A 24,853-nucleotide genomic window follows, 5' to 3' on the forward strand; every position below is an offset into this window, starting at 1 on the left:
CCCCGCACCCTCGACACCTACCGGCTGCCGGGCCGCTCCGGGCTGCGGGGCTCACCGCCGGCACTGGGCGCCGCGACCTTCGGTACCGAGTGGGGCCGGGGAGCCGAGCGGGACGAGGCACGCCGGTTGTTCGACCGCTATCGGGAGCGCGGCGGCGACTTCGTCGACACCGCCCCCCTGCACCGACGGCAGCTCCGAGCGGATGCTGGGCGAATTCACCCGCGACAACCGCGAAAGCCTGGTGCCGGCGACGAAATACACGACACTGCGCCGGCCCGGCGACCCGAATTCCGGGGGACCGCACCGCAAGAACCCGTTCGCCGCGGTGGAAGCCGGTCTGCGCCGGCTGAATACGGATTACCTCGATCTGCTCCATCCGCACGTCGGGGATTTCACGACGCCCGTCGAGGAGATCCCGCGCGGCAGGGACGATCTGGTCCGGCAGGGGAAGGTCCTCTGTGTGGCGATCTCCAACGCGCCCGCCCGGCAGGTGTCGCGCATGCAGGCGATCGCCGATCTGCGCGGCTGGTCGCCGCTGGTCGCGCTCCGGACCGAGTACAACCTGGCCGAGCGCACCGGCGAACGTGATCTGATCCCCATGGCACGCGAGACGGGGCGCGGAGTGGTCCCGTACTCACCGCTGGCCGGCGGGCTGCTCACCGGCTAGTACGGCCGCGACGATCTGACGGCACGGTCCACCGCGACCGGCGGCGGCTCCCGCAGGAGCTTTCAACCACGCCCTGTGCACGCTCACCGAGCGCAACCTCGGCATCGCCGACGTCCTACGGGAGGTCGCGGCCGAACCGGGCCGCACACCCGCCCAGGTGGGGCCGGCCTGGACCCTGCGGAACCCGGGCGTCACGGCGCCGCTCATCGGCGCGCGCCCCTCCGCGCAACTGGAGGACAACCTGGGCGCGCTGGAGGTCGACTTCACCGCCTCCCAGCCGGCCCGCCTCGACCGGGTCGGCGCCGTCGACCTCGGGTACCCGCACGCGGCGCTCGCCGGTGAACACATGCGCAACACCACCGCGGGCGGCCTGACCATCGAGACCCGCCGCTGAGCCGCGACCGCCCGCCCGGGGGTGACGGGCGGGATCAGGGCCGGAGCCGGGCGAAGGCGGCCAGCCGCTGCCGGTGGTGGTCGAGGTCCTCCTCGTCGTGCGGGACGCCGTCGGCGGCGGCCGTGGCGAACAGGACGCTCTCGCAGCGCAACCGGTGCCGCATCAGCTGCGCCAGCGTCTCGTCGTCGAGGCGCCGCGCGGTGCCGCCGGCCTCCCGGTAGGCGTCGGCGAAGCGGCGGGCCACGGCCATGTCCCGGCAGAAGCCGTCCGTGAACTCCAGGGCGGCGCTCGCCACCTCCACCTCGGGCGGGGCCACCCATGCCTCGTCCCAGTCGAGGACGGCGACGAGGCGGGTGGGGGAGTCGCGCGCGGCGAGCAGATTGCCCCGGTAGAAGTCGCCGTGCAGCGGGTGCCGCCGCCCGGCGCGCGCGGTGAAACCGGCCAGCCAGCGGTCCAGTTGCGGATCGCGCAGCCGGGGATCGGCGTGGTCGGCGCGGCCGTCCGGCCCGGCCTCCAGGAAGCAGGGCCGCGGCCGGGGCGGCAGCCGGGCGCCGGCCAGCGCCCGGTGCAGCCGGGCGAGCAACCGGGCCGCCGAACTCCCGCTCTCCTTCGACGCCCACACCCCGTCGACATGGGGCCACAGCGACACCGCCCGCCCCTCGACCCGGGCCACCGTCGCCCCGTCGGACCGGCCGGGCAACGGCAGTGGTGCGACCGCCTCGGCGCAGCCGCCGGCCCGTGCCGCCCGCGCGACTTCGTGGCACCACACGGTCTCGGCGAGGTCCTTGTCGTGGGCGCTGACGCGCACCACCGCCTCGCCGACGCGCCAGGCGGCGGACTCCTCACCCCCGTGGAGCCGTGCGGCCGGACCGCGGACCCCGCACACCCTGCGCGCCGCCGCCGTCAACGGAACCTCCGCGAACACCATGCCTCTCTCCCTCGCCTCCCCTCGGTTCCCCACCACTCGACTCCCTACAACTCCCCACGATTCCTTTCGAGTCCACTCGACCCCCCCGCGATCCCCTCGACGGACGGTGCCCACCCCGCGAACGCGCCCATCGCGGCCCGACATCCCGCCCGGGGCCACCCCCTGCGCCCCACCGCCGAACCGACCCGCGGCAGTCGAGCGGGCCGGACACCCGCGCTGCCACGGCTCACGCCCCGGCGAGGAACCGGCGGGCGCCGCGCAAGGTGGTGCTCAGTTTCCGCTGTGTGGCGCGGCTGTCGAGGCGCACGTCCAGCGCCCCGGGAAGCGTGCTGTCCGCCCGCAGCCCCGCGGACAGCCGGGAGGCGTCGAGCCCGTCACGCCGGGCGATGAGGCCGCCGAGTTCATACCGGTTCACGGCGTCGGCCCCTGCCACATGGTGAACGCCCCGCGCCGTGCCGCAGCCAGGTCGGCGACGTGCACCGGGCAGCGGACGTCGTCGGTGAACAGCACGCCGCTGCGGGTTCCGGCGACGAGGTCGTGCACGGCGGCTTCGTGCGCGGACCGCCCGTCAGTCCGAGACGCGCGAGGGCCCGCAACTCCCGTGGCGGCGGGTCCGGTTCAGGAGACGGTGCGGAAGCAGATCGCGAAGGTCTTCTCGCCCGCGCGGGTGCCGAACTGGCTCAACGCGCCGGTCGAGCCCGGGACATCGGAGCACGCGAGGGAGGTGACGCCGTCCTCCACGACCTTGATCACCTTGTACTCGGCGTTCTTGTCGGAGCAGTCGAGCCGCTCCGTCTCCGGCTCGTCCTCCGTGCCGTTGTTGCGGAAGCAGTCCCCGGCCTTCAACGCCTCGGTGTCGTCCTTCATCAGGGCCTTGATCCCGATTCCGGCGACCACGACGACGGCGAGCGAGGCGACGTACACGAGGAGCCTGCGCCGGGCTTTCAGCAGGCGGTGTGCCCCGGACTCCGGGCCGGGCAGGGGTGGCAGCGTGGACACAGGGTGGTGGGCCTCTCACACAGGGGATGTGACGTGAGCGTATCAAGTGGCGGGTGCGGCGCGAGGTGGAAATCGGCAGCTCGCGGCTTCCCGCTCCCGGCTCCGGATGCCGGCTCCCTGTGGGCCCTCGCGCCGTCGGCAGGGGCTTCGCCGCCCGTGCCGGGTCACTCGTCCGGGCGGTGCCCCCGCGGGCCGGGCCCGCGGGGCCGGGGCTGCCGGGGCCGACGAACGGCGGAGAACGGCCCGCTGGGGCACCATGAGCAGATGGGCGGCCGCTGGGAATTCTGGATCGACAGGGGTGGGACGTTCACCGACATCGTCGGCAAGCGGCCCGACGGCACCCTCGTCACGGACAAGCTGCTCTCGCACGACCCGGGGCGGCCGGGCCGGGACGTGGCGGTGCGCGGCATCCGGCGGCTGCTGGAGCTGCCCGAGGACGCCCCGGTGCCCGCGGAACGCATCGAGACGGTGAAGATGGGCACGACGGTGGCCACCAACGCGCTGCTGGAGCGCACCGGCGAGCCCACCGTCCTGCTGACCACACGCGGTTTCCGCGACGCCCTGCGCATCGCCTACCAGGACCGCCCGCGCCTCTTCGACCGGCGCATCGTGCTGCCCGAAGCGCTCCACGACCGCGTCGTCGAGGTCACCGAGCGCCGGGGCGCGGACGGCTCGACGGTGCTGCCGCTCGACCGGGAGGAGACGCTCCGGGCGCTGCGTGCCGCCCACGACGAGGGGTTCCGCAGCGCCGCGATCGTCCTGCTGCACTCCTACCGGTACCCGGAGCACGAGCGGGAGGTCGCGCGGCTGGCGCGGGAGTGCGGCTTCACCCAGGTCAGCTGCTCGCACGAGGTCAGCCCGCTGATCAAGCTGGTGCCGCGCGGCGACACGACGGTCGTGGACGCCTATCTCTCGCCGGTGCTGCGCCGCTACGTCGACGAGGTGGCCCGCGAACTGCGCGGTGTGCGGCTGATGTTCCTCCAGTCCAACGGCGGGCTGCGGGAGGCGGGGCACTTCCGGGGCAAGGACGCGGTGCTGTCCGGCCCCGCCGGCGGTGTCGTCGGGATGGTCCGCAGCTGCGCCGAGGTCGGGCACGAGCGCGTCATCGGCTTCGACATGGGCGGTACGTCGACCGATGTCTCGCACTACGCGGGGGAGTTGGAGCGGGTGTTCGGCACCCAGGTCGCGGGGGTGCGGATGCGGGCGCCGATGATGGACATCCACACCGTGGCGGCGGGGGGCGGCTCCGTCCTGCACTTCGACGGTGCGCGCTACCGGGTGGGCCCCGACTCGGCGGGCGCCGTGCCCGGCCCGGCCTGCTACCGCAGGGGCGGGCCGCTCACCGTCACCGACGCCAACGTGATGCTCGGCCGGATCCAGGCCGGCCACTTCCCGGCCGTCTTCGGGCCGGCGGGCGATCAGCCGCTGGGCGTCGCCGAGGTCCGGGACGGCTTCGCCGAGCTGGCCGCGCGGATCGCGGACGGGCGCAGCCCCGAGCAGGTGGCCGCCGGGTTCCTGGAGATCGCCGTGCTGAACATGGCGAACGCGGTCAAGAAGATCACCGTGCAGCGCGGCCGGGACGTCACCCGCTACGCGCTGGCGAGCTTCGGCGGCGCCGGCGGGCAGCACGCCTGCGCGGTGGCGGACGCGCTGGGCGTACGCACCGTCGTCGTACCGCCGTTGGCCGGGGTGCTGTCGGCGTACGGGATCGGCGTCGCGGACGCGACGGCGCTGCGCGAGCAGTCCGTGGAGGAGGAGCTGACCGAGGAGCGCCTCGCCGAGGTGCGCGCGCTCTGCGCCGAACTGGAGCGCCGCACCCGCGAGGAGCTGCGCTCGGACGGCATCCCCGAGGCCGCGATCCGGACGCGGGCGCGGCTCCAGCTGCGGTACGCGGGCACCGACTCGGCGCTCACGGTGTCGCCGGCCGGTGCGGAGGAGCTGGCGGCGGCCTTCGCCCGGGCGCACCGGGAGCGGTACGGCTTCACGCTGGACAAGCCGCTGGTGATCGCCACCGCCGTCGCGGAGGCGACCGGCACCGCGGGCCCGGTGGGCGCCCGCACCCGGCTGCCCGCGGCCGGGCCCGGCAGCCGGCCCCGGCCCGCCGAGCACGTACGGATGTTCACCGGCGGCCGGTGGCGGGACACACCGCTGTACCGGCGCGAGGCGCTGCGCCCCGGGCAGCGGGTGGCCGGCCCCGCCGTCGTCGTCGAGGCGGACGCGACCACGGTGGTGGACCCCGGCTGGGAGGCGGACACCGATCCGGCCGGCCATCTGCTGCTGGCCCGGGTGCGCGAGCCCGAGGAGCGGCCGGCGGCGGGGACCGCTGTGGACCCGGTGCGGCTGGAGGTGTTCAACAACCTCTTCATGGCGATCGCCGAACAGATGGGCGTCCGGCTGGAGAACACCGCGCACTCGGTCAACATCAAGGAGCGGCTGGACTTCTCCTGCGCTCTGTTCGACGCCGAGGGCAACCTCGTCGCGAACGCGCCGCACATGCCGGTGCACCTGGGCTCCATGAGCGAGACGATGAAGGAGGTGCTGCGCCGGCGCGGTGCCGAGGACCCGCCGCGGCCGGGCGACGTCTACGCCGTCAACGACCCGTACCACGGCGGCACGCATCTGCCCGACATCACCGTCATCACGCCGGTGTTCGACGACGCGGGGGAGCGGCTGCTGTTCCTCGTCGCCTCGCGGGGCCACCACGCCGAGATCGGCGGGCTGACGCCCGGGTCCATGCCGGCGTTCAGCCGCACCATCGACGAGGAGGGCGTCCGGTTCGACAACTGGCTGCTGGTGCGGGACGGAAGGCTGCGCGAGGCGGAGACCCGCCGGCTGCTCACCTCGGCCCCCCACCCCTCCCGCGACCCCGACAGCAATCTGGCCGACCTGCGGGCCCAGATCGCCGCCAACGAGAAGGGCATCGCCGAACTGCGCACGCTCACCGAGGAGTTCGGCCTCGACGTCGTCCAGGCGTACATGCGGCACGTGCGGGACAACGCCGAGGAGTCGGTGCGCCGCACCCTGGCCGGCCTGCGGGACGGCGCCTGCACCTACGAGACGGACAGCGGCGCCGTCATCCGGCTGTCGGTCACCGTGCGGCCCGAGGAGCGCAGCGCACGGCTGGACTTCACCGGCACGTCGCCCCAGCGGGAGGACAACCTCAACGCGCCCGGCTCCGTCGTCATGGCGGCCGTGCTGTACGTCTTCCGCACGCTCATCGCGGACGACATCCCGCTCAACAGCGGCTGCCTCGTCCCGCTGGACGTCCGTATCCCGGAGGGCTCGATGCTCTCCCCGGCCCATCCGGCGGCCACCGTCGCCGGGAACGTCGAGACCTCGCAGGCCGTCACCGGTGCGCTGTACGCGGCGATGGGCGTCCAGGCCGAGGGCTCCGGGACGATGAACAATCTGACGTTCGGCAACGAGCGGGTGCAGTACTACGAGACCGTCGCCAGCGGCTCGGGCGCCGGTGCGGGCTTCGCGGGCGCCGACGCCGTCCAGACGCACATGACCAACTCGCGGCTGACCGACCCGGAGGTGCTGGAGTTCCGCTACCCGGTGCGTGTCGAGGAGTTCCGGGTGCGCACCGGCAGCGGCGGGGACGGCCGGTGGCGGGGCGGCGACGGTGTCGTGCGCCGGCTGCGCTTCCTGGAGCCGGTCACCGTCGCGCTGCTGACCGGCCACCGCCGGGTGCCGCCCTACGGCATGGCCGGCGGCCGTCCCGGCGCGCTGGGCGAGAACCGGGTGGAGCGCGTCGACGGCGGCGTCGAGCAGCTCGCCGGGCGCGACGTGGCACGGCTGGCCGCGGGCGACGTCCTGGTGCTGCTGACCCCGGGCGGCGGCGGGTACGGCGAACCGGCGCAGTGAGACGCCCGCGCGGGGGTCAGGCGGCGGGCCGGGGCGCGGGCGGCGGACCGGTCGTCAGCGGATGGCCGGGCGCGTCGGTGAGCGTGAACGGCGGCCGGGCCGTGCGCAGGGCCGCCTGGAGCGTCAGCGGGCTGGGCCAGAAGACCGGGACGTCGCCGGGCTGCGGGCGTACCGGGGTGCCGGAGTCGGGCCGGGAGAGCGTGGCGATGCCCAGCATGCCCGGGTCCCCGGCGTGCACCGGCCCGCCGCCGTGCCCGGCCGTGCCTCTCCCGGCGGCGCGGGCGAGGGGGAGCAGCGGTGCGGGCACCGGGCGCATGGTGACGACGAGGGGGCCGTTGAGCCGGCCGGCGGGCCGGCTGGAGCGGTTGGTGACGAACAGGGCCGGGCCGCGGCCCTGTTCGCGGTGGCGCAGCGGCACACCGGCCGCGGCCAGCTCGGTGTCGGTGCAGGTGCGCGGCCCGATGAGGAAGGCGACGAGCCGCTCGTCCCACAGCGCGGCCACGTCCTCGGGCTCGGCGACGGGTTCGCCGTCCCGCCAGACCCGGTAGCGGGCCAGGCCGGTCCGCAGGTCGGTGCCGGGGGCCAGCGGGGTGTGCCAGGCGCCCACGTCGCAGATGTCCAGCACGGGGCACGCGTGGCTGTTGCGGGCGCAGAACAGCGAGACGTCCTGCGCCCAGCTGTCCGGCACGGCCACCAGGTGGGCGCGCGGTTGCGACATCCCGGACCTCCTGTCCTGTGTGCGGGGTGGTGCGGGGTGGGGTTCAGACCAGTTCGCGTCCGCGGGTCTCGGGCAGGCCCAGCAGGGCCAGTGCCCCGATCGCGTAGGCCAGAGCACCGAACGCCAGGGCGCCGCCCACGCCCCAGCTGTCGGCCAGGGCTCCGACGAGCGCGGGGAAGCAGGCGCCCAGGCCGCGCCCGGCGTTGTAGGTGAAGCCCTGGCCGGTGGCGCGGACGGCGGTCGGGTACAGCTCGGCCAGGAAGGAGCCGAATCCGCTGAAGATGGCCGACATGCAGAAGCCGAGCGGGAATCCGAGGACGAGGAGCAGCCCGTCGGCGCCGTCGGGCACCCGGGTGTAGCCGAGGATGCAGCCGGCGGAGAGCGCGGCGAACACGGCGATGGTCTTCTTCCGGCCGAGCAGATCGGTCAGCCGGCCGCCGGTGAGGTAGCCGGTGAACGCCCCGGCGATCTGTGCGGCGATGAAGCCGCCGGTGGTGACGACGGCGAAGCCGCGGTCGTCGGCGAGGTAGGACGGCACCCAGGTGGCGAGCGTGTAGTAGCCGCCCTGCACGCCGGTGGCCATCAGCGAGGCGAAGACGGTGGTGCGCAGCATGCCGCGGCGGAAGATGTCGGCCAGGGGCCGCCGTCGGGCCGCGCGCTCCCGTGCGGCGGCGGGCGCGTCCCGTACGTGCTTGCGGATCCACAGGACGAGCAGGGCGGGCAGGGCGCCGGTGAAGAACATCACGCGCCAGGCCAGTTCCTGCTCCAGCAGCCCGAAGACGGCGGTGTACACCAGCACGGCGAGCCCCCAGCCGACGGCCCAGGCGCTCTGCACGGCCGCCAGGGTCCGTCCCCGGTGCCGGGCCGAGGTGTACTCGGCGACGAGGACGGCGCCGACGGCCCACTCGCCGCCGAAGCCGATGCCCTGGAGGGCGCGGAAGACGAGCAGTGTGCCGTAGTCGGTGGCCAGCCCGCAGGCGACGGTGAACACCGCGTAGGTGAGCACCGTGGCGAGGAGGGCGCGCATCCGGCCGATCCGGTCGGCGAGCGCACCGGCGAGGGCGCCGCCCACGCCGGAGGCCACCATGGTCGCCGTGACCAGCAGGCCGGTCTGTCCGCCGGTCAGGCCGAAGTACGCCGCGATGGCGACGGTGCTGAGCGGCAGGGCGTAGAAGTCGTACGCGTCGAGGCCGTAGCCGCCGAACGCGCCGGTGAAGGCGCGCCGTCCCTCGGGGCCGAGGGCGCGGAGCCAGGCGAAGGGCCTTCGGTGTGTCTCGTCGCTGATGGTCCGGGGTGTGCTCATGGGCACCTCGCAGACAGCGGGCCGGGTCGCGGCCGGTGCGGTGTGTCGGAGTGCGCGGCGGTCGTGCCGGGCGCTTCGGGTGCGCCAACGGGCGTGCCGCGCGGACGAGTTGGACGGGCTCCGGACAGGGAGCAGTGCTTGTGAACATGTAACGTAGAGGATTGTTGAACGATCCGGCAATCCCCCTGTTGCCTCGTTCTGCCGCCTGCGGTTCACTTCAGCCATGAACGACGAGGTGCTGGCCGAACTGACCGACGACCGGGCCCTGTTGGGGCGGACCAGCACGGCCGAGCGCGTGGCCGATCTGCTGCGCGGCCGGATCATCGAGGGCGCGCTGCGCTCCGGCACCCAGCTGGTGGAGGAGGAGATCTCCGGCGCCCTGGAGGTGTCCCGCAACACCCTGCGCGAGTCCTTCCGGCTGCTCACCCACGAGCGGCTGCTCGTCCACCGGCTCGGCCGCGGCGTCTTCGTGCGCACACTGACCGTCGAGGACCTGGAGGACGTCTACCGGGCGCGCAGCCTCATCGAGTGCGCCGCGCTGCGCGGCCTCGGCCCCGTGCCCTACCCGTTGCACGCGCTGGAGGCCGCCGTGGAGGCCGGGTTCCGCGCCGCCGGCGAAGCCCGCTGGCGCGATCTGGGCACCGCGAACATGCACTTCCACCAGGCCGTGGCCGAACTCGCCGGAAGCCCCCGGATCGACGAGGCGATGCGCGGCATCCTGGCCGAACTCCGGCTGGTCTTCCACACGATGGACGACCCGCGCCGCTTCCACGAGCCCTACCTCGGCCGCAACGGGACCATCCTCGCCGCGCTGCGCGAGGGCGACGCCGCGCGGGCCGAACGGCTCCTGGCCGACTACCTGGACGACTCCCGCCGGCAGCTGTCCGAGGCGTACGCGCGGGCGCTTCGCTGAGCGGGCACCGTACGGCGTAGGATTTCCCGGGGCCACCCACCGCGTTCACCGGCGTACCGGGGCGGAGCGCGCATTCCGGGAACTCCTCGCGAACCCACCCGAAGCCCGGCATCCATGCCGTTTCGGACCTTGTCGGGGGTACGGCTTAATGTGTGCGTCGTGACCGACCACGCCATGCAGCCGAGTTCAGCGGAGGGGACGGGTGTACCCGACGGGCCGCCGGCCCCGGCGCCCGTCCGGCCGTCCCCCGCGGCCTCGCCGGCCCCCGGGCCCGCGGCCGACGAGGGCCTGGCCCGCCGGCTCCGCGCGCTCGCCTGCACCGCGCCGCTGCACGACCTGGACGCCCGCAAGGCCAACCTGGCCGGCGAGTACGGCGTCTACGAGATGGCCGAGCTGGCCCTGGCCGCCATCGACCAGGTCACGCTCCAGATGGACTTCGACACCGGCGCCGACCACGAACAGACCGTCGCCAGACTGCTGCCCCGCGTCGCCGCGCAGGCACCCGGCCGCGATCCCGCCGAGCACGAGCGGGTCGCCCGCTGGGTGCTGGAGAACCTGATCAACGTCGGCAGCGTCGACCGCGGGTTCCGCGCCGTCTACGGCACCTTCGGCACCGACGGCGTCTATGTGCGCAGGGACTACGACTTCAAGCTCGTCGAGGAGGTGCCCGGCCCCGGCGGCGGCGTCTATCTGCGCACCACCGACGAGGCCGTCAACGTCCTGGTGGGCGCGCTCGACACCGATGTCACCAGCGCCCAGATCGCCGCCGAGGTGAAGCTGGACGTGCTCATCAGCCGCGGGCGCCTGGCCGACGCGCAGCTCGCCGCCGAACAGGCCCGGTACCGCACGGTCCAGTACGCCGAGACGCTGCGCCGCACCCTGGAGGCCACCCGGCGGGACGTGCGCGCCGTCGACTGGCTCAACGCCGTGCCCGACATGATCACCGAGGCGCTCGACCACGTCGCCGACCGCTACCGGCACGAGAACGCCATCCTCACCAACATCCGCAAGGTGCGCGACGAGGCCGCCTCCGAGCGCGACCGCGACCACAAGCGGCGCGCGGCGGAACTCGTCGACATCGTCAAGGACTGCATCCGCCGCCACACCCAGCTCCAGTCCCGGCTGCTGGAGGCCGGCCCGCTCTTCCGCGCCGAGCAGGACCGCCAGTCCTTCGCGCCGCCCGCGGCCCGCGCCGGGCTGGACGTCTACGGCCAGCTGCTCGCCCCCGTGCTGCCGCTGCCGCTGGAGCAGGCGGCCCGCGTCACCCACGCCTTCTTCGCCCGCGGCGCCGGGCTGCGCACCCCGGGCACCGTCCGCCTCGGCGATCTGGTCGACCTGCTGCTGACCCCGCCCGCACCGCGCGAGCACCTCGGCGCCGAGATGCCCGAGCCGGATCTCGTGGCCACCCCGGACGACAGCCGCTTCAGCGAGGAACAGCTGGACGCCGCCCAGCAGCTCCTCGAACTGCCCGCCGACGCGCCGCGCCGGCTGTCCGGGCTGCTGGCCGAGGCCCGTCGCCGGGATCCCGAACTCCCGTACCTCGTCGCCCTGTTGGCGGTGCACGCCGCCTCGCCGCCGGTCGGCACCGCCTACCGGCAGGGCGAGGAGCGGCTGCTGTTCGCCGTCGACGACGGCACCCCCCTGGAGGACGAGGAGTTCGGCGGCGCCGACCTCATCGTCGGCACCGCACTGCTGGACGCCGCCGGTATGGCGGCCGGACGCACGGAGGCCACATGAGACGGCCGGTACCGGCCGCACACCCCGCACGGCGACGACACACCCTGGCAGGAGAAGACCACCCGTGACCGACCACGCCGCAGCGCACGGAACGGACGTGCCCGAGGCCCCGCCCGCGAACCGGGCCACGCCGGCCGACACCGCCGACGCCGCGCGGCTCGTCTCCTTCGGGCTGCACCCCAAGCTGGCGCCGTCCCGCGACGCCGAGTACGCCGAACTGCTGCGCCGCTACCGCGACGAGCCCGTCTTCGCCCGGCTCGCCGACGCCGTGGCGACCGGGCTCGGCCTCGTCGTCCTGGAGGTCTCCACCCGGGCCGGCATGGCACTGGCCGCCGCCGAGGACTCGGTCTTCGCCGTCCGCATGGGCGACTACGCCCGCCGCGCCGGCTCCGACTCCGCCGACCGCTTCCTGCACGGCCTGGCCCATCTGGCCGTCGCCGCCATGGCGTTCCCCCGCCCCGAGGACCTCGCCGACGACGGCTACATCGGCCGGATCACCGTCAACGGCGTCGACTCCTTCGTCCGCCAGGCGTGCCGCAAGCTGGAGGAACGCGCCGCGGCGGAAGGGGAGAACACCGACCCGGCCACCGACGCGCCCGGCCTGGAGGCCGCCTGGCGGGTCTACGCCCGGCGCAGCTCCACCGGCGCCACCAAGGACGCCCGCCGGCTGGCCGGTTCCACCACCGGCATCATCGCCAAGGCCGTCGGATTCCTCGCCGACTCCGGCTTCCTCCAGCGCACCGGCGACGACGCCGGCGGCACCTACCGCACCACCGCCCGCTACCAGCTCCAGGTCCGCGACATGGCCGGCAACGCGGCCATGGCCGAACTCCTGGAACTGGGCGTCGTCCCCGTCTCCGACGGCACGGCCAGCCTGCTGCCCCCGCAGGACCCGGACAGCCTGGAGGCGCCCGACGCCGGACTGCCCTTCCACTCCTGACCCCGGGCCGCCGCACCCGGCCCCCTCCTCCCGCCCGTCCGCCGCACCACCCCTCACGAGAGCCCCCCGCCATGTACGAGCTGTCCCGGATCCGCCTCTACTCCATCGGGCCCGCCGGTGCGCGCTACGCCGACACCGTGCTGGACCTGCGCGGAGTCGGAGAGCCCGTGCCCAGCCCGGCGCCCGCGCAGGCGGACTTCTTCGAGGAGGAACCGCAGGGCCCGCCCCGCCGCCCGGCCCCCGCCGGGGTGCTCTTCCTGGAGAACGGCGGCGGCAAGTCGGTGCTGCTCAAGCTGATCTTCTCGGTGATGCTGCCCGGCCACCGCAACACCCTGGGCGGGGCCAGCTCCGGAGTGCTGCGCAAGTTCCTCCTCGCCGACGACTGCGGGCACGTCGCCCTGGAGTGGCAGCACACCCGCACCGGCGAGACCGTCGTCGTCGGCAAGGTGAGCGAGTGGCGCGGCCGGCAGGTCTCCGGCGACCCGCGGAAGTTCGCCGAGGCGTGGTACTCCTTCCGCCCCGGGCCCGGTATGTCGCTGGACTCCCTGCCGGTGGCCGAGTCGGCGGCGCTGCGCCCCGTCGCCGAGGGCATGTCCTCGGCGCGCGGTCGGCGGCGCACCATGAAGGGCTTCCGCGACGTCCTGGTGGAGACCGGCAAGGCGTACCCCAATCTGGACGTCGTCTGGGAAGAGGTGCACGAGCGCTGGAACGAACACCTCACCGGGCTCGGGCTCGACCCCGAACTCTTCCGCTACCAGCGGGAGATGAACGCCGACGAGGGCGAGGCCGCCGGCCTGTTCGCCGTCAAGAACGACGCGGACTTCACCGATCTGCTGCTGCGCGCCGTCACCGACACCCGGGACACCGACGGGCTGGCCGACCTCGTGCACGGCTTCGCGCACAAGCTCGGCCGCCGGGCCGAACTCACCGCCGAACGGGACTTCACCGCGGGCTCACTCGACCATCTGCACCGCATCACCGAGACGGCCGAGGCCCGTGCCACAGCGCGCGACATCCACGCGGGCGCCGAGCGGCGCACCCGCGCGCTCGCCCACCGGCTGTCGGCCCGCGGCACCCGGGAGCGGGGCCGCGCCGCCGAACTGGCCGAACAGCGGGACGGGGCGCGCGAGGAGACCGAACGCGCCCGCGAGGCCCGCTCCCGCGCCTCCCTCGTCGCGGCCGAACTCGCCTACCGGCACGCCTCGTTGGCGCTCGCCGCGGCGGAGAAGTCCGCCGCGGCGCACAAGCGGGAACTGAGCGAGGCCCGCACCCTGCACGCCGGCTGGCAGGCCGCCGAGACGGTGCTCGCGCACCGCACGGCGGCCGACCGCGCCGCCCGCACCGCCGCCGCCATCCAGGAGGCCGAGCGCGACGCCGCACCCGCGCTCGCCGCCCGCACCCGGGCCGCCACCGCGCTCGTCCGCGCGCTGAGCGCCGCAGCCGAGGACGGCGAGCGCATCGCGGCCGAACAGGAGGAGCGCTCCGCCCGGTTGCAGTCCACGAGCGAGAGCGCACACCGCGACGCCACCACCGCCGCCACCGAGGCCCAGCGCGCCCGCAGCGAGGCCGAGCACCTGCGCCAGCGGCTCACCGAGGTCGAGCAGGAGACGGCCGAGGCGGTCCGCGCCGGCTGGCTGGAGGACTCCGGGCCGGACGCCGACCCGGCCCGCGCCGCGCTCGCCGCCGGCGACGCCGACAAGGAGGCGGCCGCCGCCTTCGACAGCGCCCGCGAGGCCGCCGGGCGCGCCGCCGACCGCGCCAGGGAAGCGGCAGCCGAGCAGTCGGCCGCCGAACTCGCCGCCGCCCGCGCCGCCGACGCGGCCCAGGCGGCCGAGGACGCCTGGTCGGCCGAGCGGGCCGCCGCCGAGTCCCTCGGAGCCGAACCGCGCCTCGCCGAACTCCTCGGCCTGCCCGCCCCCGGCGCCCCGGCCGGGCTGCCCGCACAGCGCACCGGCGAGGCCCCACCGTCGTCCGACGAGGCGGCGGCCCGGCCCGGCCCCGGCCCGCTGGACGCCGAGGCGCTGGACCGCAACGCCGAAGCGCTGCGCGAACTCCTCGACGAGAGCGTGACCGCCGCCGAACGCCAGCTGTTCGAGCTGCGCACCGCCGCCGCCGACGACTCCCGCATGCTCGGTGCGCTCGGCGACGGCGGGCTCCTCCCGCCCGGCGAGGACGTCACCGCCACCGTCGAATACCTCGGCGAACACGGCGTGCCCGCGCTGCCCGGCTGGCGCTACCTCGCCCAGGCCGTCGATCCGGCCGACCACGCCGCCGTCCTCGCCGCCCGCCCCGAACTCGTCGACGGCGTCGTCATCACCGACCCCGACAGCCACGCCCGCGCCCGCGACGTGCTCGCCGGGGCCCCGCTGCTGCCCCGCTCCGCCGTCGCCGTCGGCACCGCCGCCGCGCTGCTGGCGCCCACGCCGGAGCCCGCGGCGGACGCGGCGCCCGGCGGTTCCGGCGACTCGGGTGTCTTTCTCGTACCGCCCAACCCGGCCATGCACGACGAGCACGCGGCCGACGACGAACGCCGCAAGCTGCGCGAGCGCGCCGCCGCACGGGACGAGGAGATCCGCACCCTCGCGGCCCGGCTGTCCGGCGACCGCGCGCTGGCCGCCCGCCTCACCTCGTGGCGGGAGGGCTGCCCGCCGGGCCGGCTGGCCGAACTCGCCGCCGCCGCTGCGGAGTCCCGCGAGGCCGCCGACGCGGCACAGCGCCGCCAGGCCGAGGCCCGCGCCGCCCGGGACGCGGCCGACGAGGCGGCGGCCGAGACCGCCCGGGTACGCGACGAGCGCGCCGAGGCCGCCCAGCGGGCCCGCCGCAGCGCCGACGCCCTGGCGGGGCTCGCCTTCCGGCTGCGCGAACGCGGCCGCTGGCAGTCCCGGCTGCGCGAGTTGGCCGACGAGACCGCGGCGGCCGACGAGCGGGCCGAGGTGTGCGTCGAGCGGGCGCACGCGGCCGACGAGGAACGGCGCACCGCCCAGCGCGCCGCCGACGACGCGCGCCGCACCGCCCGCGCGCTGCGCGCCGAGCGCGCCGAGATCGGCGGCGTACCGGACGCGGTCGACGAGGACGAGGAGCCCGGCGCCGAGGCGTCCGCCGCCGCACTGCCCGATCTGCGCGCCGCCTACCGCTCGGCCTCCCAGCTGTACGAGAAGGTCGGCGTCGGCGCCGACCTCCGCGCCGACCAGGCCCGCGCGGAGAGCGACGAGTCCGCGGCGCTGGCCACCCTGGACCGGCTCACCAACAAGGTCCGCACCCGCGCGGCCCAGCTGCTCGACGGCCCCGAGGGCGCCGACGGGCCGTCCCGCCAGGCCGCCGCGGCCCGCGCCGAGGCCCTCGTCCAGAAGCTGGAGGCGCGCGGCTCCGAGATGAGCGAGCAGCTCGGCCGGTTGCGCGGCGAGGCCGAACGGCTCGCGCCCGGCGAGGGCGAGGCGCACACCGAGCTGCCCGGGCACCTGGTACCGGCGGACGCCGAGCAGGCGCAGTCCCTGCTGCGCACCGCGCGTGCCGAACTGGCGGCGCGCGGCGAGGAGCTGGACGCCGCGCAGGCGGCCCACGACGCCCTGGTGCGCTCACACACGGCGGCCGAGGACGCCGCGGCCGCCTTCGACGAGACGGCCGCCACCCTGCGCGATCTCCTCCGCGATCCGCAGGCGGCGCCCGAACCGCAGGACGGCGAGGAGCGCCCCGAGCCGTATCCGGGCACCCCCGCCGAGGCCCGGCAGGCCGCGTCCGAGGCCCGCCGGTCGCTGCGCGGCTGCGCGGCCGATCTCAGCGCCGCCGAGCAGGCCGTGCGCGAGGCGAGCGACCAGCTGGTGCGGCACGCCAACTCCGCCCGCTTCGAGCAGGTGCGCACCCCGGCCAGGCAGCAGATCCGCGAACTGCCCGCGGCCACGCTGCCGGAGCACTCCGCCGCCTGGGCCGCCGCGTTCGCGCCGCGGCTGCGGGTGCTCACCGACGAACTCACCCAGCTGGAGCGCAACCGGGACAGCATCGTCGACCGGCTGCGCGGGCTCGTGGAGTGCTCCCTCACGACGCTGCGTTCGGCCCAGCGGCTCTCCCGGCTGCCGGAGGGCCTGGGGGAGTGGTCGGGCCAGGAGTTCCTGCGCATCCGCTTCGACGACCCGGACCAGGCCACGCTCACCGAGCGTCTCGGCGAGGTCATCGACGAGGCCACCAGGGCGGCCGTGCGCAAGAACTCCGATCTGCGCCGGGACGGCATGACGCTGCTGCTGCGCGGGGTGCACGCGGCGCTCCAGCCGCGCGGGGTGTCCGTCGAGATCCTCAAGCCCGACGCGGTGCTGCGTGCCGAGCGGGTGCCGGTCGGCCAGATGGGAGACGTCTTCTCCGGCGGGCAGCTGCTGACCGCGGCCATCGCGCTGTACTGCACCATGGCGGCGCTGCGCAGCAACGACCGGGGCCACGACAAGCACCGGCACGCCGGAACGCTCTTCCTGGACAACCCCATCGGCAGGGCGAACGCCACCTATCTGCTGGAGCTCCAGCGTGCCGTCGCCGACGCGCTCGGCGTCCAGCTCCTCTACACCACCGGCCTGTTCGACACCACGGCGCTGGCCGAGTTCCCCCTGGTGATCCGGCTGCGCAACGACGCCGATCTGCGGGCCGGGCTGAAGTACATCAGCGTCGAGGAGCATCTGCGCCCCGGACTGCCGGGCGCCCAGGGGGAGGAGGACGGCCCGGCCGTGCACGGGGAGATCACCGCGACGCGGATGTTCCGCCGTCCGGATCAGGAATCCGCCGCTGCGCCCCCGCCCGGCCTCCCGAAGGCGCGCGCCGGGGAGCCGGACGCTCCTGGGGGAGCGGAGCCCGCCGCCCGTCCGGACGGGGTGCCCGCAGCTCCTGCGGAAGAGGGGCCCGACGGGCGTCAACGGCCGGGCCCGGAGCGGGAATCCGCCCCCGGCCCTGCGGCGGAGCAGGGCTAGGGCCGGCGCCGGACGGCGGACGGCCGGGCCCGCCGGGCGGGGCCGCGGAGCCGTCCGGCGGCCGGTGGCCCGCGCGCCCCCGCTTGCGGGCCACGCTGCTCGGCTCGGAGATGACGCCGTGCCGCTGCACCCACACCTGCCGGGTGATCCAGACGTCCAGCACGGCCCAGGTCGCCGCGACCGTGCCGCCGATGGTCGCCAGCACCATGGGGAAGGCGAGCCACACGCCCGCCATCGAGCAGAAGAACGCCACCATCAGCAGCACCATGGTCAGCGCGACGATGACGACCGCCCGCACGGCTGCCGCCCGCACCGGATCCGGCAGCCGGGGCTTCGCATACATCCCGTTCACTCCCCCTTCACGTGCCCCTTCATCCGACAAGGTTCCACACGCGTGTCCTGTGCCACAAATGCCGGATGGACGTCAGGGCATCGACGGACAACTCCGGATGAGGCACCCTGGTCGGCCTGTCCTGCGCTCGGACAGACCTGCGAATTGCTCACAGGTCAGTAGTAAGCTCGCGCCGCTTGCTGTCGGTACACGCCCCGCGCGTTGGGGAGGACGTAGGGGAGGCCATGCGCTTTCGCGGAAAGTCGATCCGCCGGAAGATCGTGGTACTGCTGCTGGTGCCGCTGGTGTCCCTCGTCTCCATCTGGGGTTTCGCCACCTACATCACCGCCTCCGAAGCCGACCGGCTGCTGCGCCTCGACGAGATCTCCCGCAACCTCGCCGACCCCACCGAGGACGCCGTCCAGGCACTCCAGCTCGAACGCCGCCAGGTCCTGGTGAACCTGGCCGACCCGAGGACCACCGACGGCCTGGAGAAGCTGCACAAGTTCCAGCGTGCCACCGACCGGCGGCTGACGGTCGTCCGGGACAACGCCGCCGACAGCGGGCTGCGTTCGGGCCTCGGCAGCGACGCCCGCGCCCGGCTCTCCGACCTCCTCGACGCCCTCGACGGCCTCGAAGCGCTGCGCGGCAAGGTGGAGGAGACCGCCATCACCCGGGGCGGCGCCTTCCAGGCGTACAACGAACTCGTCGACCCCGCCTACGCGTTCATCGGCGCCCTCAGCGCCGTCGACAACGTCGGCCTGGAGAAGCAGGGCAGGGCGCTGGTCGGGGTCGCGCAGGCCCGCGAGTACCTCTCGCGTGAGGACTCGCTGATGGCCGCCGCCTACGCGGCCGGGCAGTTCACCCAGGGCGACCAGCGTGCCCTGTCCGACCGGGTCGCCGAACGCAACATCGCGTACCAGACGAACCTGCCCTCGCTCCCCGAGGAGGACCGCAGGCTCTTCGAGAACTTCTGGAACGGCTCCCAGGGCCGCACCCTGCGCAGCTACGAGGACACCGTCATCGCCGCCGGGCCGCGCTCCACCAGCGGCCCCGTCGCCGCCGGACGCTGGGAGACGGCCGTCACCGGCGCCCTGGACGAGCTGGACCGGCGGGCGGCCGAGGCCCGCCAGCGGCACAAGGAACGCATCGAGCCGTTCGCCTCCCGGGTGTTGGTGAAGGCCGCCGCCGCCGGTGTGCTCGGTTTCCTCGCCGTCCTCGCCTCGCTCGTCATCTCCTTCCGGGTCGGCCGCGGCCTGGTGCGGGATCTGACGGTGCTGCGCAAGGAGGCCAACGAGTCGGCCGGGGTGCGGCTGCCCAGCGTGATGCGCCGGCTCGCCGCCGGGGACCGGGTCGACGTGGACACCGAGGCGCCGCACCGCGAGTACTCCCAGGACGAGATGGGCCAGGTCGGCCAGGCGCTCAACACGCTCCAGCGGGCCGCCGTCGAAGCGGCCGTCAAACAGGCCGACATGCGGCGCGGCGTCTCCGAGGTCTTCGTCAACCTCGCCCGCCGCAACCAGGTGCTGCTGCACCGTCAGCTCACCCTGCTCGACGCCATGGAGCGGCGCACCGAGGACGCCGACGAACTGGCCGACCTCTTCCGCCTCGACCACATGACGACTCGGATGCGCCGGCACGCCGAGGGCCTGGTGATCCTCTCCGGCGCCGCCCCGTCCCGGCAGTGGCGCAAGCCCGTCCAGCTGATGGATGTCGTGCGGGCCGCCGTCGCCGAGGTCGAGGACTACGAGCGCATCGAGGTCAGGCGGCTGCCGCGGCTCGCCGTCGACGGCTCGGCCGTCGCCGACCTCACCCACCTCATCGCCGAACTCCTGGAGAACGCCACGGTGTTCTCACCGCCGCACACGGCGGTCCAGGTGCTCGGCGAACGCGTCACCAACGGCTTCACCCTGGAGATCCACGACCGCGGCCTGGGCATGCCGTCCGAGGCGCTGCTGGACGCCAACCTCCGGCTGGCCGAGACGCCGGAGTTCGAACTGTCCGACACCGACCGGCTCGGGCTGTTCGTCGTCTCCCGGCTGGCCCAGCGCCAGGGCGTGCGCGTCTCCCTCCAGACCTCGCCGTACGGCGGCACGACGGCCGTGGTGCTCATCCCCGGCGCGATCCTCACCGAGACACCCGGACGCGACGAGGCGATCGGCGCCGCCCGTCGTACCGCACTCGCCGCCGGCCGGTCCGACGACGGCACGGCCGAGCGGGACCCGGCGCCGGGCCGGGGCACACCCGAGCGGGCCCTGGACGCACCGGCGCGCACCGCGCTCAGCGGGCCGGTCGAGCTGGAGGCGCCCGTCCCGCCGCAGGACGGGAGCGAACGCCGCCGCCGGTCCGAGGGGCGCGGCCCCGCCCGGAACACGGCCGGCGAGCAGCACCAACAGGCGGGCGAGGAGACCGGCCCCTCGGCCCGTCCGCTGCCCGACGGCCGGGCCCCGCTCCCGCGCCGCCGCCGGCCCGCGTCCGAACCCGCCGCCGGCCAGGGCCCCGTGGCGGATGAGGACCGCCCGGCACAGAACCGGAACGAGTCGGCGGACACGCCCGGCGCCGACGGCCCCGGGGAGGCCGGGCCGCGCGGCACGGCCGGGGAGCGCACGCCCGCACGGGCACCGGAACCGGCCGGGAGCGGCAGCCACCGCGCCGACGGCGAGCGGCGTGCGACCGGGCTGCGCAGCGTCGGGGACACGGCGGAGCCGGGGGAGCGGACACGGACGGGGCAGCCGGGTCAGCCCGGGCGGCCGGGCCCGGCCGCGGACCCCGCGGCGGCGCCGGACACCGGCCGGCCGGCCGCTCCTCCCGCCACGGTGGGCGGGCTGCCCCGCCGGGTGCGCCAGGCGAGCCTCGCACCCCAGTTGAGGACCGACGCCGGCGCGGCCGCACAGGACGGCACGGCTCGCCGGGGCGGGCCCGCCGCACAGCAGGGGACCGAGGAGCGCGACGCCGACGAGGTGCGCAGCAGGATGGCGGCGCTCCAGCGCGGCTGGGAACGCGGCCGGCGGGAGAACGGGGAACGGACCGAGAAGCGTCCCGGCGGCGGACACGACGCCGCCGGGGACGACGAGCAGGGCACCCGGACGGCCGGGCGGGACGGCACGGGCCGTACCGCGGACGGCGGGGGCGCGGCTCGACGACCGCCGGGGGAACGACGGACGGGGGAGCCAGCACACGGAACGACACCGGAGGGGAACGGTCGATGACCGCACCGCACGCCGCAACGCACGCCGCCGGAAGCGGCGAACTCAACTGGCTCCTGGACGAGTTGGTCGAGCGCGTCGGCAGCATCCGCAAGGCACTCGTACTCTCCGGGGACGGTCTCGCCAAGGGCGCCTCCCAGGGGCTCACCCGTGAGGACAGCGAACATCTGGCGGCCGTCGCCTCCGGCTTCCACAGCCTCGCCAAGGGCGTGGGCCGGCACTTCGACGCCGGCGGCGTACGGCAGACGATCGTCGAACTGGACGAGGCGTTCCTGTTCGTCACCGCCGCCGGTGACGGCAGCTGCCTCGCCGTGCTGTCCGACGAGGACGCCGACGTCGGACAGATCGCCTACGAGATGACGCTGCTGGTCAAGCGCGTCGGCGCACACCTGGGCACGGCACCGCGCGCCGCGGGGGCCGACGGGGCGCACTGAAGAGGCCCGGCGGGCGCGGCACGTGAGAACGGAGGGGACGGAGGCGGCCATGACGGACCGCTGGTTCGACGACGCGGCGGGACCCGTGGTGCGCCCGTACGCCATGACACGCGGCCGGACCCGCAGCACGGCCGGGGACGCCGAACGGCTCGACCTCATCGCGCTGGTCATCGCCGACGAGCCGGCCACGGGGAGCCGGGGCGCGGGACGCGAGCCCCGGCCCGACCCCGCGCCTCCCGCGCCCGCGCCCGCGGGGGACGGCCGGGTCCTGGGGCGGCGCACCGTCGCGCTGGACACCATCGACCCCATGGACCCCGTCGACCCGCCGCCCGTCGCGCGGCGGGAGCCCGGGAACGCGCCGGACGCCGGCGAAGCCGCGGACGGCGAGGCGGAGGATCCGCTCGACGACGCGGCCCTCGCGCCGGAACACATCGAGATCGTCAAACTGTGCCGCGCCGCGGACCTCTCGGTCGCCGAACTGGCGACCGAACTGGACCTGCCCGTCGGGGTGGTGCGCGTACTGATCGGCGATCTCCTGGAGGCCGGGCTCGTCCGCGTGACCCGGCCCGTACCGCCGGCCGAACTGCCGGACGTCAGCATCCTCAGAGAGGTGATCAATGGTCTTCGGGCGCTCTAAGCGGGCCAGGTCGGCGGCGGCCGACCCGGTCACGCTGAAGATCCTGGTGGCGGGCGGCTTCGGGGTCGGCAAGACGACGCTCGTCGGCGCGGTGAGCGAGATCCGGCCGCTGCGTACCGAGGAGGCTCTCACCGAGGCCGGCCGGCCGGTGGACAGCACCGAGGGGGTCGAGACCAAGTCGACGACGACGGTCGCCATGGACTTCGGCCGCATCACCATCCACGACCGGCTCGTGCTCTACCTGTTCGGCACCCCGGGCCAGGACCGCTTCTGGTTCCTGTGGGACGAGCTGGCACACGGCGCGCTGGGCGCCGTCGTGCTCGCCGACACCCGCAGACTCGCCGACAGTTTCGCGGCCATCGACTACTTCGAACGCCGCGGCATACCGTTCACCGTCGCCGTCAACTGCTTCGACGGAGCCCAGCAGCACCCCGTCGAGACGGTGCGCGAGGCGCTCGACCTGGACGGTGAGGTACCGGTGATGCTGTGCGACGCGCGGCAGCGCGAGTCGGCCCGGGACGTGCTGATCTCCGTGGTCGAGCACGCGCTGCACACCTCCGCCCAGGCGGCGGCCACCGGCCCGGCCGCCGAACCGGCCGAGCGCAGCCCGAGCACCACGGGCTGAGCGGCTCCGGGAGCGGGACGGGCCGCCGGGGCCCGTCTCTCCGGGGCTTCCCGGGAACACTCCTGTACCGACTGTCACGACGGTGTCACCAGGACCTCACACCTCCGTACTGCCGTCCACCGGGCCGAACCACGTCCGGGGGAGGGACGTCCCCACCCACGAGAACGGCGGCACGGGGCCGACGGGGGTGGTCCCGAGCCGCCGTTCCCCACCTCCGGGCACCCCGCCCGGCGGTGCCCGCGGACCGGCCCCGCCCGCGCGGGCTCCCTGGTGGAGCGGCCCCGTCCCTGGTAGACGAGTGGGGCATGAGACGCCCGAGCTCCGCAGCCCGCACCCCGCTGACCGTCGCCGCACTGGCCGCCCTCGCCCTCACCGCCGTACCCGCCCAGGCCGCCACCCCGGCAGCGCACACGCCCGACGCGCCGTCCCCGGTCGCGCACCGGCCGACGCACCCCTCCCACGGCCAACAGCCCACCGCGCCCAGGGAGTTCGTGGCCCTCAGCGAGGTGGCGCCCACCATCCGCCAGGACATCCGCTACTTCACCCCGCACAACTTCGTCGGCGAACCCGTCGACGGCTACCGCAGCCCGATGTGCCTCGTCACCGAGGACACCGCCCGCGCACTGGCCCGCGCCCAGCGCGCCTTCCTCCGGCAGGGCTACACGCTGAAGGTCTACGACTGCTACCGCCCGCAGCGCGCCGTCGACCACTTCGTCCGCTGGGCCGCGGACCCGGAAGCGACGAAGATGAAGGGCGAGTTCTATCCGCGTGTGGCCAAGGACCGGCTCTTCGAGGACGGTTACATCGCCGAGAAGTCGGGGCACAGCCGCGGCAGCACCGTCGACCTCACCCTCGCGAAGCTGCCCGCCGCACCCACCCGCCCCTACGTACCCGGCGAGCCGCTGACCCCCTGCTACGCGCCGAAGGACGAGCGCTTCCCCGACAACTCCGTCGACGCGGGCACCGGGTTCGACTGCTTCGACACCCTCTCGCACACCGACGACGCCCGCGTCACCCCCGCCCAGCGGGCCAACCGGCAGCTGCTGAAGAAGGGCCTCGAACGCCAGGGCTTCACCAACCTCCCCGAGGAGTGGTGGCACTTCACCCACGAACCCGAGACCTTCCCCGACACCTACTTCGACTTCCCCGTCAGCCGCCGCTCCCTGACCCACCACCACTGAACCCCACCCGCACCGACCCCGCACACCCCGGGATCCACCGCCGCCCCCGCGGCGCTACGTTGGGCGCCACACACCGGCACGCCGCACCCGCGAGGGGCCGGCAGCGCAGAAGGGCACAGCCATGACGGAGCCGACGCAGTACGCCGCACCCACCGAGATCGACACCGCCGTCCCGCACTCGGCACGCATCTGGAACTACCTGCTCGGCGGCAAGGACCACTACGCCGTCGACCGCGCCGCCGGCGACCGGGTGTGCGCGGTCTTCCCCGGCATGGTCGACATCACCCGGCACTCCCGCGCCTTCACCGGGCGGGTCGTGCGGTACCTCACGGGCGAGGCAGGCATCACCCAGTTCCTCGACATCGGCACCGGCCTGCCCACCGTCGACAACACCCACGAGGTCGCCCAGCGCGAGATCCCGCACGCCCGCATCGTCTACGTCGACAACGACCCGCTCGTCCTCGCGCACGCCCAGGCCCTGCTCACCAGCACCCCGCAGGGCGCCACCAGTTATGTGCACGCCGACATCCGCGACCCCGCCCACATCCTGGAAGCGGCGGCCCGGACCCTGGACCTCTCCCGGCCGGTCGGGCTGATGCTGATGGGCGTCCTCGGCCTCGTCGCCGACCGCGAGGAGGCCCGGGAGGTCACCCGCCGCCTCCTCGACGCCCTCCCCGCCGGCAGCTACCTCGGCCTCAACGACGGCAGCACCACCGATCCCGCCTACACCGAGGCCATCGGCCGCTTCAACGCCGGGAGCGGCGCCGTGCCCTACACCCCGCGCACCCCGGCCGAGATCGAGCAGTTCTTCGACGGGCTGGAACTGCTGGAGCCCGGCGTCGTCTCCTGCCCCCACTGGCGCCCCGAGGTCCTGCCCTTCGGCATGCCGGCCGAAATCGCCGTACACGGCGGCCTCGCCCGCAAGCCCTAGGGAGTGTCTTCGACGTAGCGGCGTCCGCCCGGAGGGCCTGCCACGTGCCGGACACCGCCAGGCAGGCGGGACTTCGAAGACACGACCCGGCCTCGG

At 75.0% G+C, this 24,853-nt stretch carries 16 protein-coding genes and 2 pseudogenes; 13 read left to right on the forward strand and 5 right to left on the reverse strand.

Annotation, left to right across the window (positions count from 1 at the left end; translation table 11 throughout):
- The first annotated feature begins 202 nt into the window (after positions 1-202).
- Positions 203-667: an aldo/keto reductase gene (locus tag SCA03_RS36775; protein WP_269145200.1), complete on the forward strand. Its 465-nt coding sequence runs from the start codon at positions 203-205 to the stop codon at positions 665-667.
- A gap of 103 nt (positions 668-770) precedes the next feature.
- Entirely contained in the window at positions 771-1,061 is a 291-nt protein-coding gene (locus SCA03_RS36780) for an aldo/keto reductase (RefSeq protein ID WP_269145201.1), read from the forward strand.
- Between the two features lie 34 nt (positions 1,062-1,095).
- On the opposite strand, the gene SCA03_RS12015 is transcribed toward SCA03_RS36780, so the two are convergent.
- The 3 genes and pseudogenes from SCA03_RS12015 to SCA03_RS12025 form a co-directional block, all read right to left on the reverse strand.
- Complete coding sequence (locus SCA03_RS12015; RefSeq protein WP_141275364.1) at positions 1,096-1,989, reverse strand: phosphotransferase; 894 nt, start codon at positions 1,987-1,989, stop codon at positions 1,096-1,098.
- 226 nt (positions 1,990-2,215) lie between these two features.
- Positions 2,216-2,559 (reverse strand): annotated as a pseudogene (locus SCA03_RS12020) (dTDP-4-dehydrorhamnose reductase); the annotation flags it as partial.
- A 48-nt stretch (positions 2,560-2,607) separates the two neighbouring features.
- Complete coding sequence (locus SCA03_RS12025) at positions 2,608-2,988, reverse strand: LppU/SCO3897 family protein (protein WP_086814067.1); 381 nt, start codon at positions 2,986-2,988, stop codon at positions 2,608-2,610.
- 264 nt (positions 2,989-3,252) lie between these two features.
- Here SCA03_RS12025 and SCA03_RS12030 point away from each other — a divergent pair, with 264 nt between their 5' ends.
- A complete protein-coding gene (locus SCA03_RS12030; RefSeq protein WP_141275365.1) occupies positions 3,253-6,855 on the forward strand; it encodes a hydantoinase B/oxoprolinase family protein in 3,603 nt (1,200 codons plus the stop codon).
- A 16-nt stretch (positions 6,856-6,871) separates the two neighbouring features.
- Here SCA03_RS12030 and SCA03_RS12035 read toward each other — a convergent pair whose 3' ends face one another.
- Positions 6,872-7,573 (reverse strand): D-glutamate cyclase family protein, encoded by a 702-nt coding sequence (locus SCA03_RS12035; RefSeq protein ID WP_141275366.1) that lies wholly within the window; start codon positions 7,571-7,573, stop codon positions 6,872-6,874.
- A 43-nt stretch (positions 7,574-7,616) separates the two neighbouring features.
- Positions 7,617-8,876 carry an MFS transporter gene (locus SCA03_RS12040; protein ID WP_030887648.1) on the reverse strand — a complete coding sequence of 420 codons (1,260 nt, stop codon included), beginning with the start codon at positions 8,874-8,876 and terminating at the stop codon, positions 7,617-7,619.
- A 223-nt stretch (positions 8,877-9,099) separates the two neighbouring features.
- Between SCA03_RS12040 and SCA03_RS12045 the strand changes: the two genes are divergently transcribed.
- The 10 genes and pseudogenes from SCA03_RS12045 to SCA03_RS12095 all read left to right on the forward strand — a co-directional run bounded on the left by SCA03_RS12045 (position 9,100) and on the right by SCA03_RS12095 (position 24,757).
- Complete coding sequence (locus SCA03_RS12045; RefSeq protein WP_141275367.1) at positions 9,100-9,789, forward strand: GntR family transcriptional regulator; 690 nt, start codon at positions 9,100-9,102, stop codon at positions 9,787-9,789.
- Positions 9,790-9,963: 174 nt separating this feature from the next.
- Entirely contained in the window at positions 9,964-11,526 is a 1,563-nt protein-coding gene (locus SCA03_RS12050; RefSeq protein ID WP_107061482.1) for a hypothetical protein, read from the forward strand.
- A 64-nt stretch (positions 11,527-11,590) separates the two neighbouring features.
- Positions 11,591-12,466: a hypothetical protein gene (locus SCA03_RS12055; protein ID WP_030884802.1), complete on the forward strand. Its 876-nt coding sequence runs from the start codon at positions 11,591-11,593 to the stop codon at positions 12,464-12,466.
- Between the two features lie 71 nt (positions 12,467-12,537).
- On the forward strand, positions 12,538-17,412 hold the full coding sequence (locus SCA03_RS12060; RefSeq protein WP_230988604.1) for a coiled-coil domain-containing protein: 4,875 nt from the start codon (positions 12,538-12,540) through the stop codon (positions 17,410-17,412).
- A 576-nt stretch (positions 17,413-17,988) separates the two neighbouring features.
- Positions 17,989-20,952: a nitrate- and nitrite sensing domain-containing protein gene (locus tag SCA03_RS12070; RefSeq protein WP_086814284.1), complete on the forward strand. Its 2,964-nt coding sequence runs from the start codon at positions 17,989-17,991 to the stop codon at positions 20,950-20,952.
- Positions 20,949-21,383: a roadblock/LC7 domain-containing protein gene (locus tag SCA03_RS12075; RefSeq protein ID WP_030884809.1), complete on the forward strand. Its 435-nt coding sequence runs from the start codon at positions 20,949-20,951 to the stop codon at positions 21,381-21,383. Before SCA03_RS12070 ends, SCA03_RS12075 begins: the two co-directional genes overlap by 4 nt.
- A gap of 388 nt (positions 21,384-21,771) precedes the next feature.
- Positions 21,772-22,020, forward strand: a pseudogene (locus SCA03_RS37400) (DUF742 domain-containing protein); the annotation flags it as partial.
- Positions 22,001-22,645, forward strand: a complete 645-nt coding sequence (locus SCA03_RS12085; protein ID WP_086814286.1) for a GTP-binding protein — start codon at positions 22,001-22,003, stop codon at positions 22,643-22,645. The pseudogene SCA03_RS37400 and the gene SCA03_RS12085, both read left to right, overlap by 20 nt.
- Positions 22,646-22,950: 305 nt before the next feature.
- On the forward strand, positions 22,951-23,826 hold the full coding sequence (locus tag SCA03_RS12090; RefSeq protein ID WP_086814288.1) for a M15 family metallopeptidase: 876 nt from the start codon (positions 22,951-22,953) through the stop codon (positions 23,824-23,826).
- 121 nt (positions 23,827-23,947) lie between these two features.
- Positions 23,948-24,757, forward strand: a complete 810-nt coding sequence (locus SCA03_RS12095) for an SAM-dependent methyltransferase (protein ID WP_030884821.1) — start codon at positions 23,948-23,950, stop codon at positions 24,755-24,757.
- The last annotated feature ends 96 nt before the right edge of the window (positions 24,758-24,853 follow it).

This window comes from Streptomyces cacaoi (assembly GCF_006539165.1).
Lineage (GTDB): Bacteria > Actinomycetota > Actinomycetes > Streptomycetales > Streptomycetaceae > Streptomyces > Streptomyces cacaoi.

Excerpts from the sequence above, each read along its gene's own strand:
- SCA03_RS12035 (WP_141275366.1), bottom strand. The coding sequence starts at position 7,573 with ATGTCGCAACCGCGCGCCCACCTGGTGGCCGTGCCGGACAGCTGGGCG.
- SCA03_RS12015 (WP_141275364.1), bottom strand. The coding sequence starts at position 1,989 with ATGGTGTTCGCGGAGGTTCCGTTGACGGCGGCGGCGCGCAGGGTGTGC.
- SCA03_RS12090 (WP_086814288.1), top strand. The coding sequence starts at position 22,951 with ATGAGACGCCCGAGCTCCGCAGCCCGCACCCCGCTGACCGTCGCCGCA.
- SCA03_RS12060 (WP_230988604.1), top strand. The coding sequence starts at position 12,538 with ATGTACGAGCTGTCCCGGATCCGCCTCTACTCCATCGGGCCCGCCGGT.
- SCA03_RS12030 (WP_141275365.1), top strand. The coding sequence starts at position 3,253 with ATGGGCGGCCGCTGGGAATTCTGGATCGACAGGGGTGGGACGTTCACC.
- SCA03_RS12045 (WP_141275367.1), top strand. The coding sequence starts at position 9,100 with ATGAACGACGAGGTGCTGGCCGAACTGACCGACGACCGGGCCCTGTTG.
- SCA03_RS12050 (WP_107061482.1), top strand. The coding sequence starts at position 9,964 with ATGCAGCCGAGTTCAGCGGAGGGGACGGGTGTACCCGACGGGCCGCCG.
- SCA03_RS12095 (WP_030884821.1), top strand. The coding sequence starts at position 23,948 with ATGACGGAGCCGACGCAGTACGCCGCACCCACCGAGATCGACACCGCC.
- SCA03_RS36775 (WP_269145200.1), top strand. The coding sequence starts at position 203 with ATGCTGGGCGAATTCACCCGCGACAACCGCGAAAGCCTGGTGCCGGCG.
- SCA03_RS12070 (WP_086814284.1), top strand. The coding sequence starts at position 17,989 with ATGCGCTTTCGCGGAAAGTCGATCCGCCGGAAGATCGTGGTACTGCTG.
- SCA03_RS12085 (WP_086814286.1), top strand. The coding sequence starts at position 22,001 with ATGGTCTTCGGGCGCTCTAAGCGGGCCAGGTCGGCGGCGGCCGACCCG.
- SCA03_RS12040 (WP_030887648.1), bottom strand. The coding sequence starts at position 8,876 with ATGAGCACACCCCGGACCATCAGCGACGAGACACACCGAAGGCCCTTC.
- SCA03_RS12075 (WP_030884809.1), top strand. The coding sequence starts at position 20,949 with ATGACCGCACCGCACGCCGCAACGCACGCCGCCGGAAGCGGCGAACTC.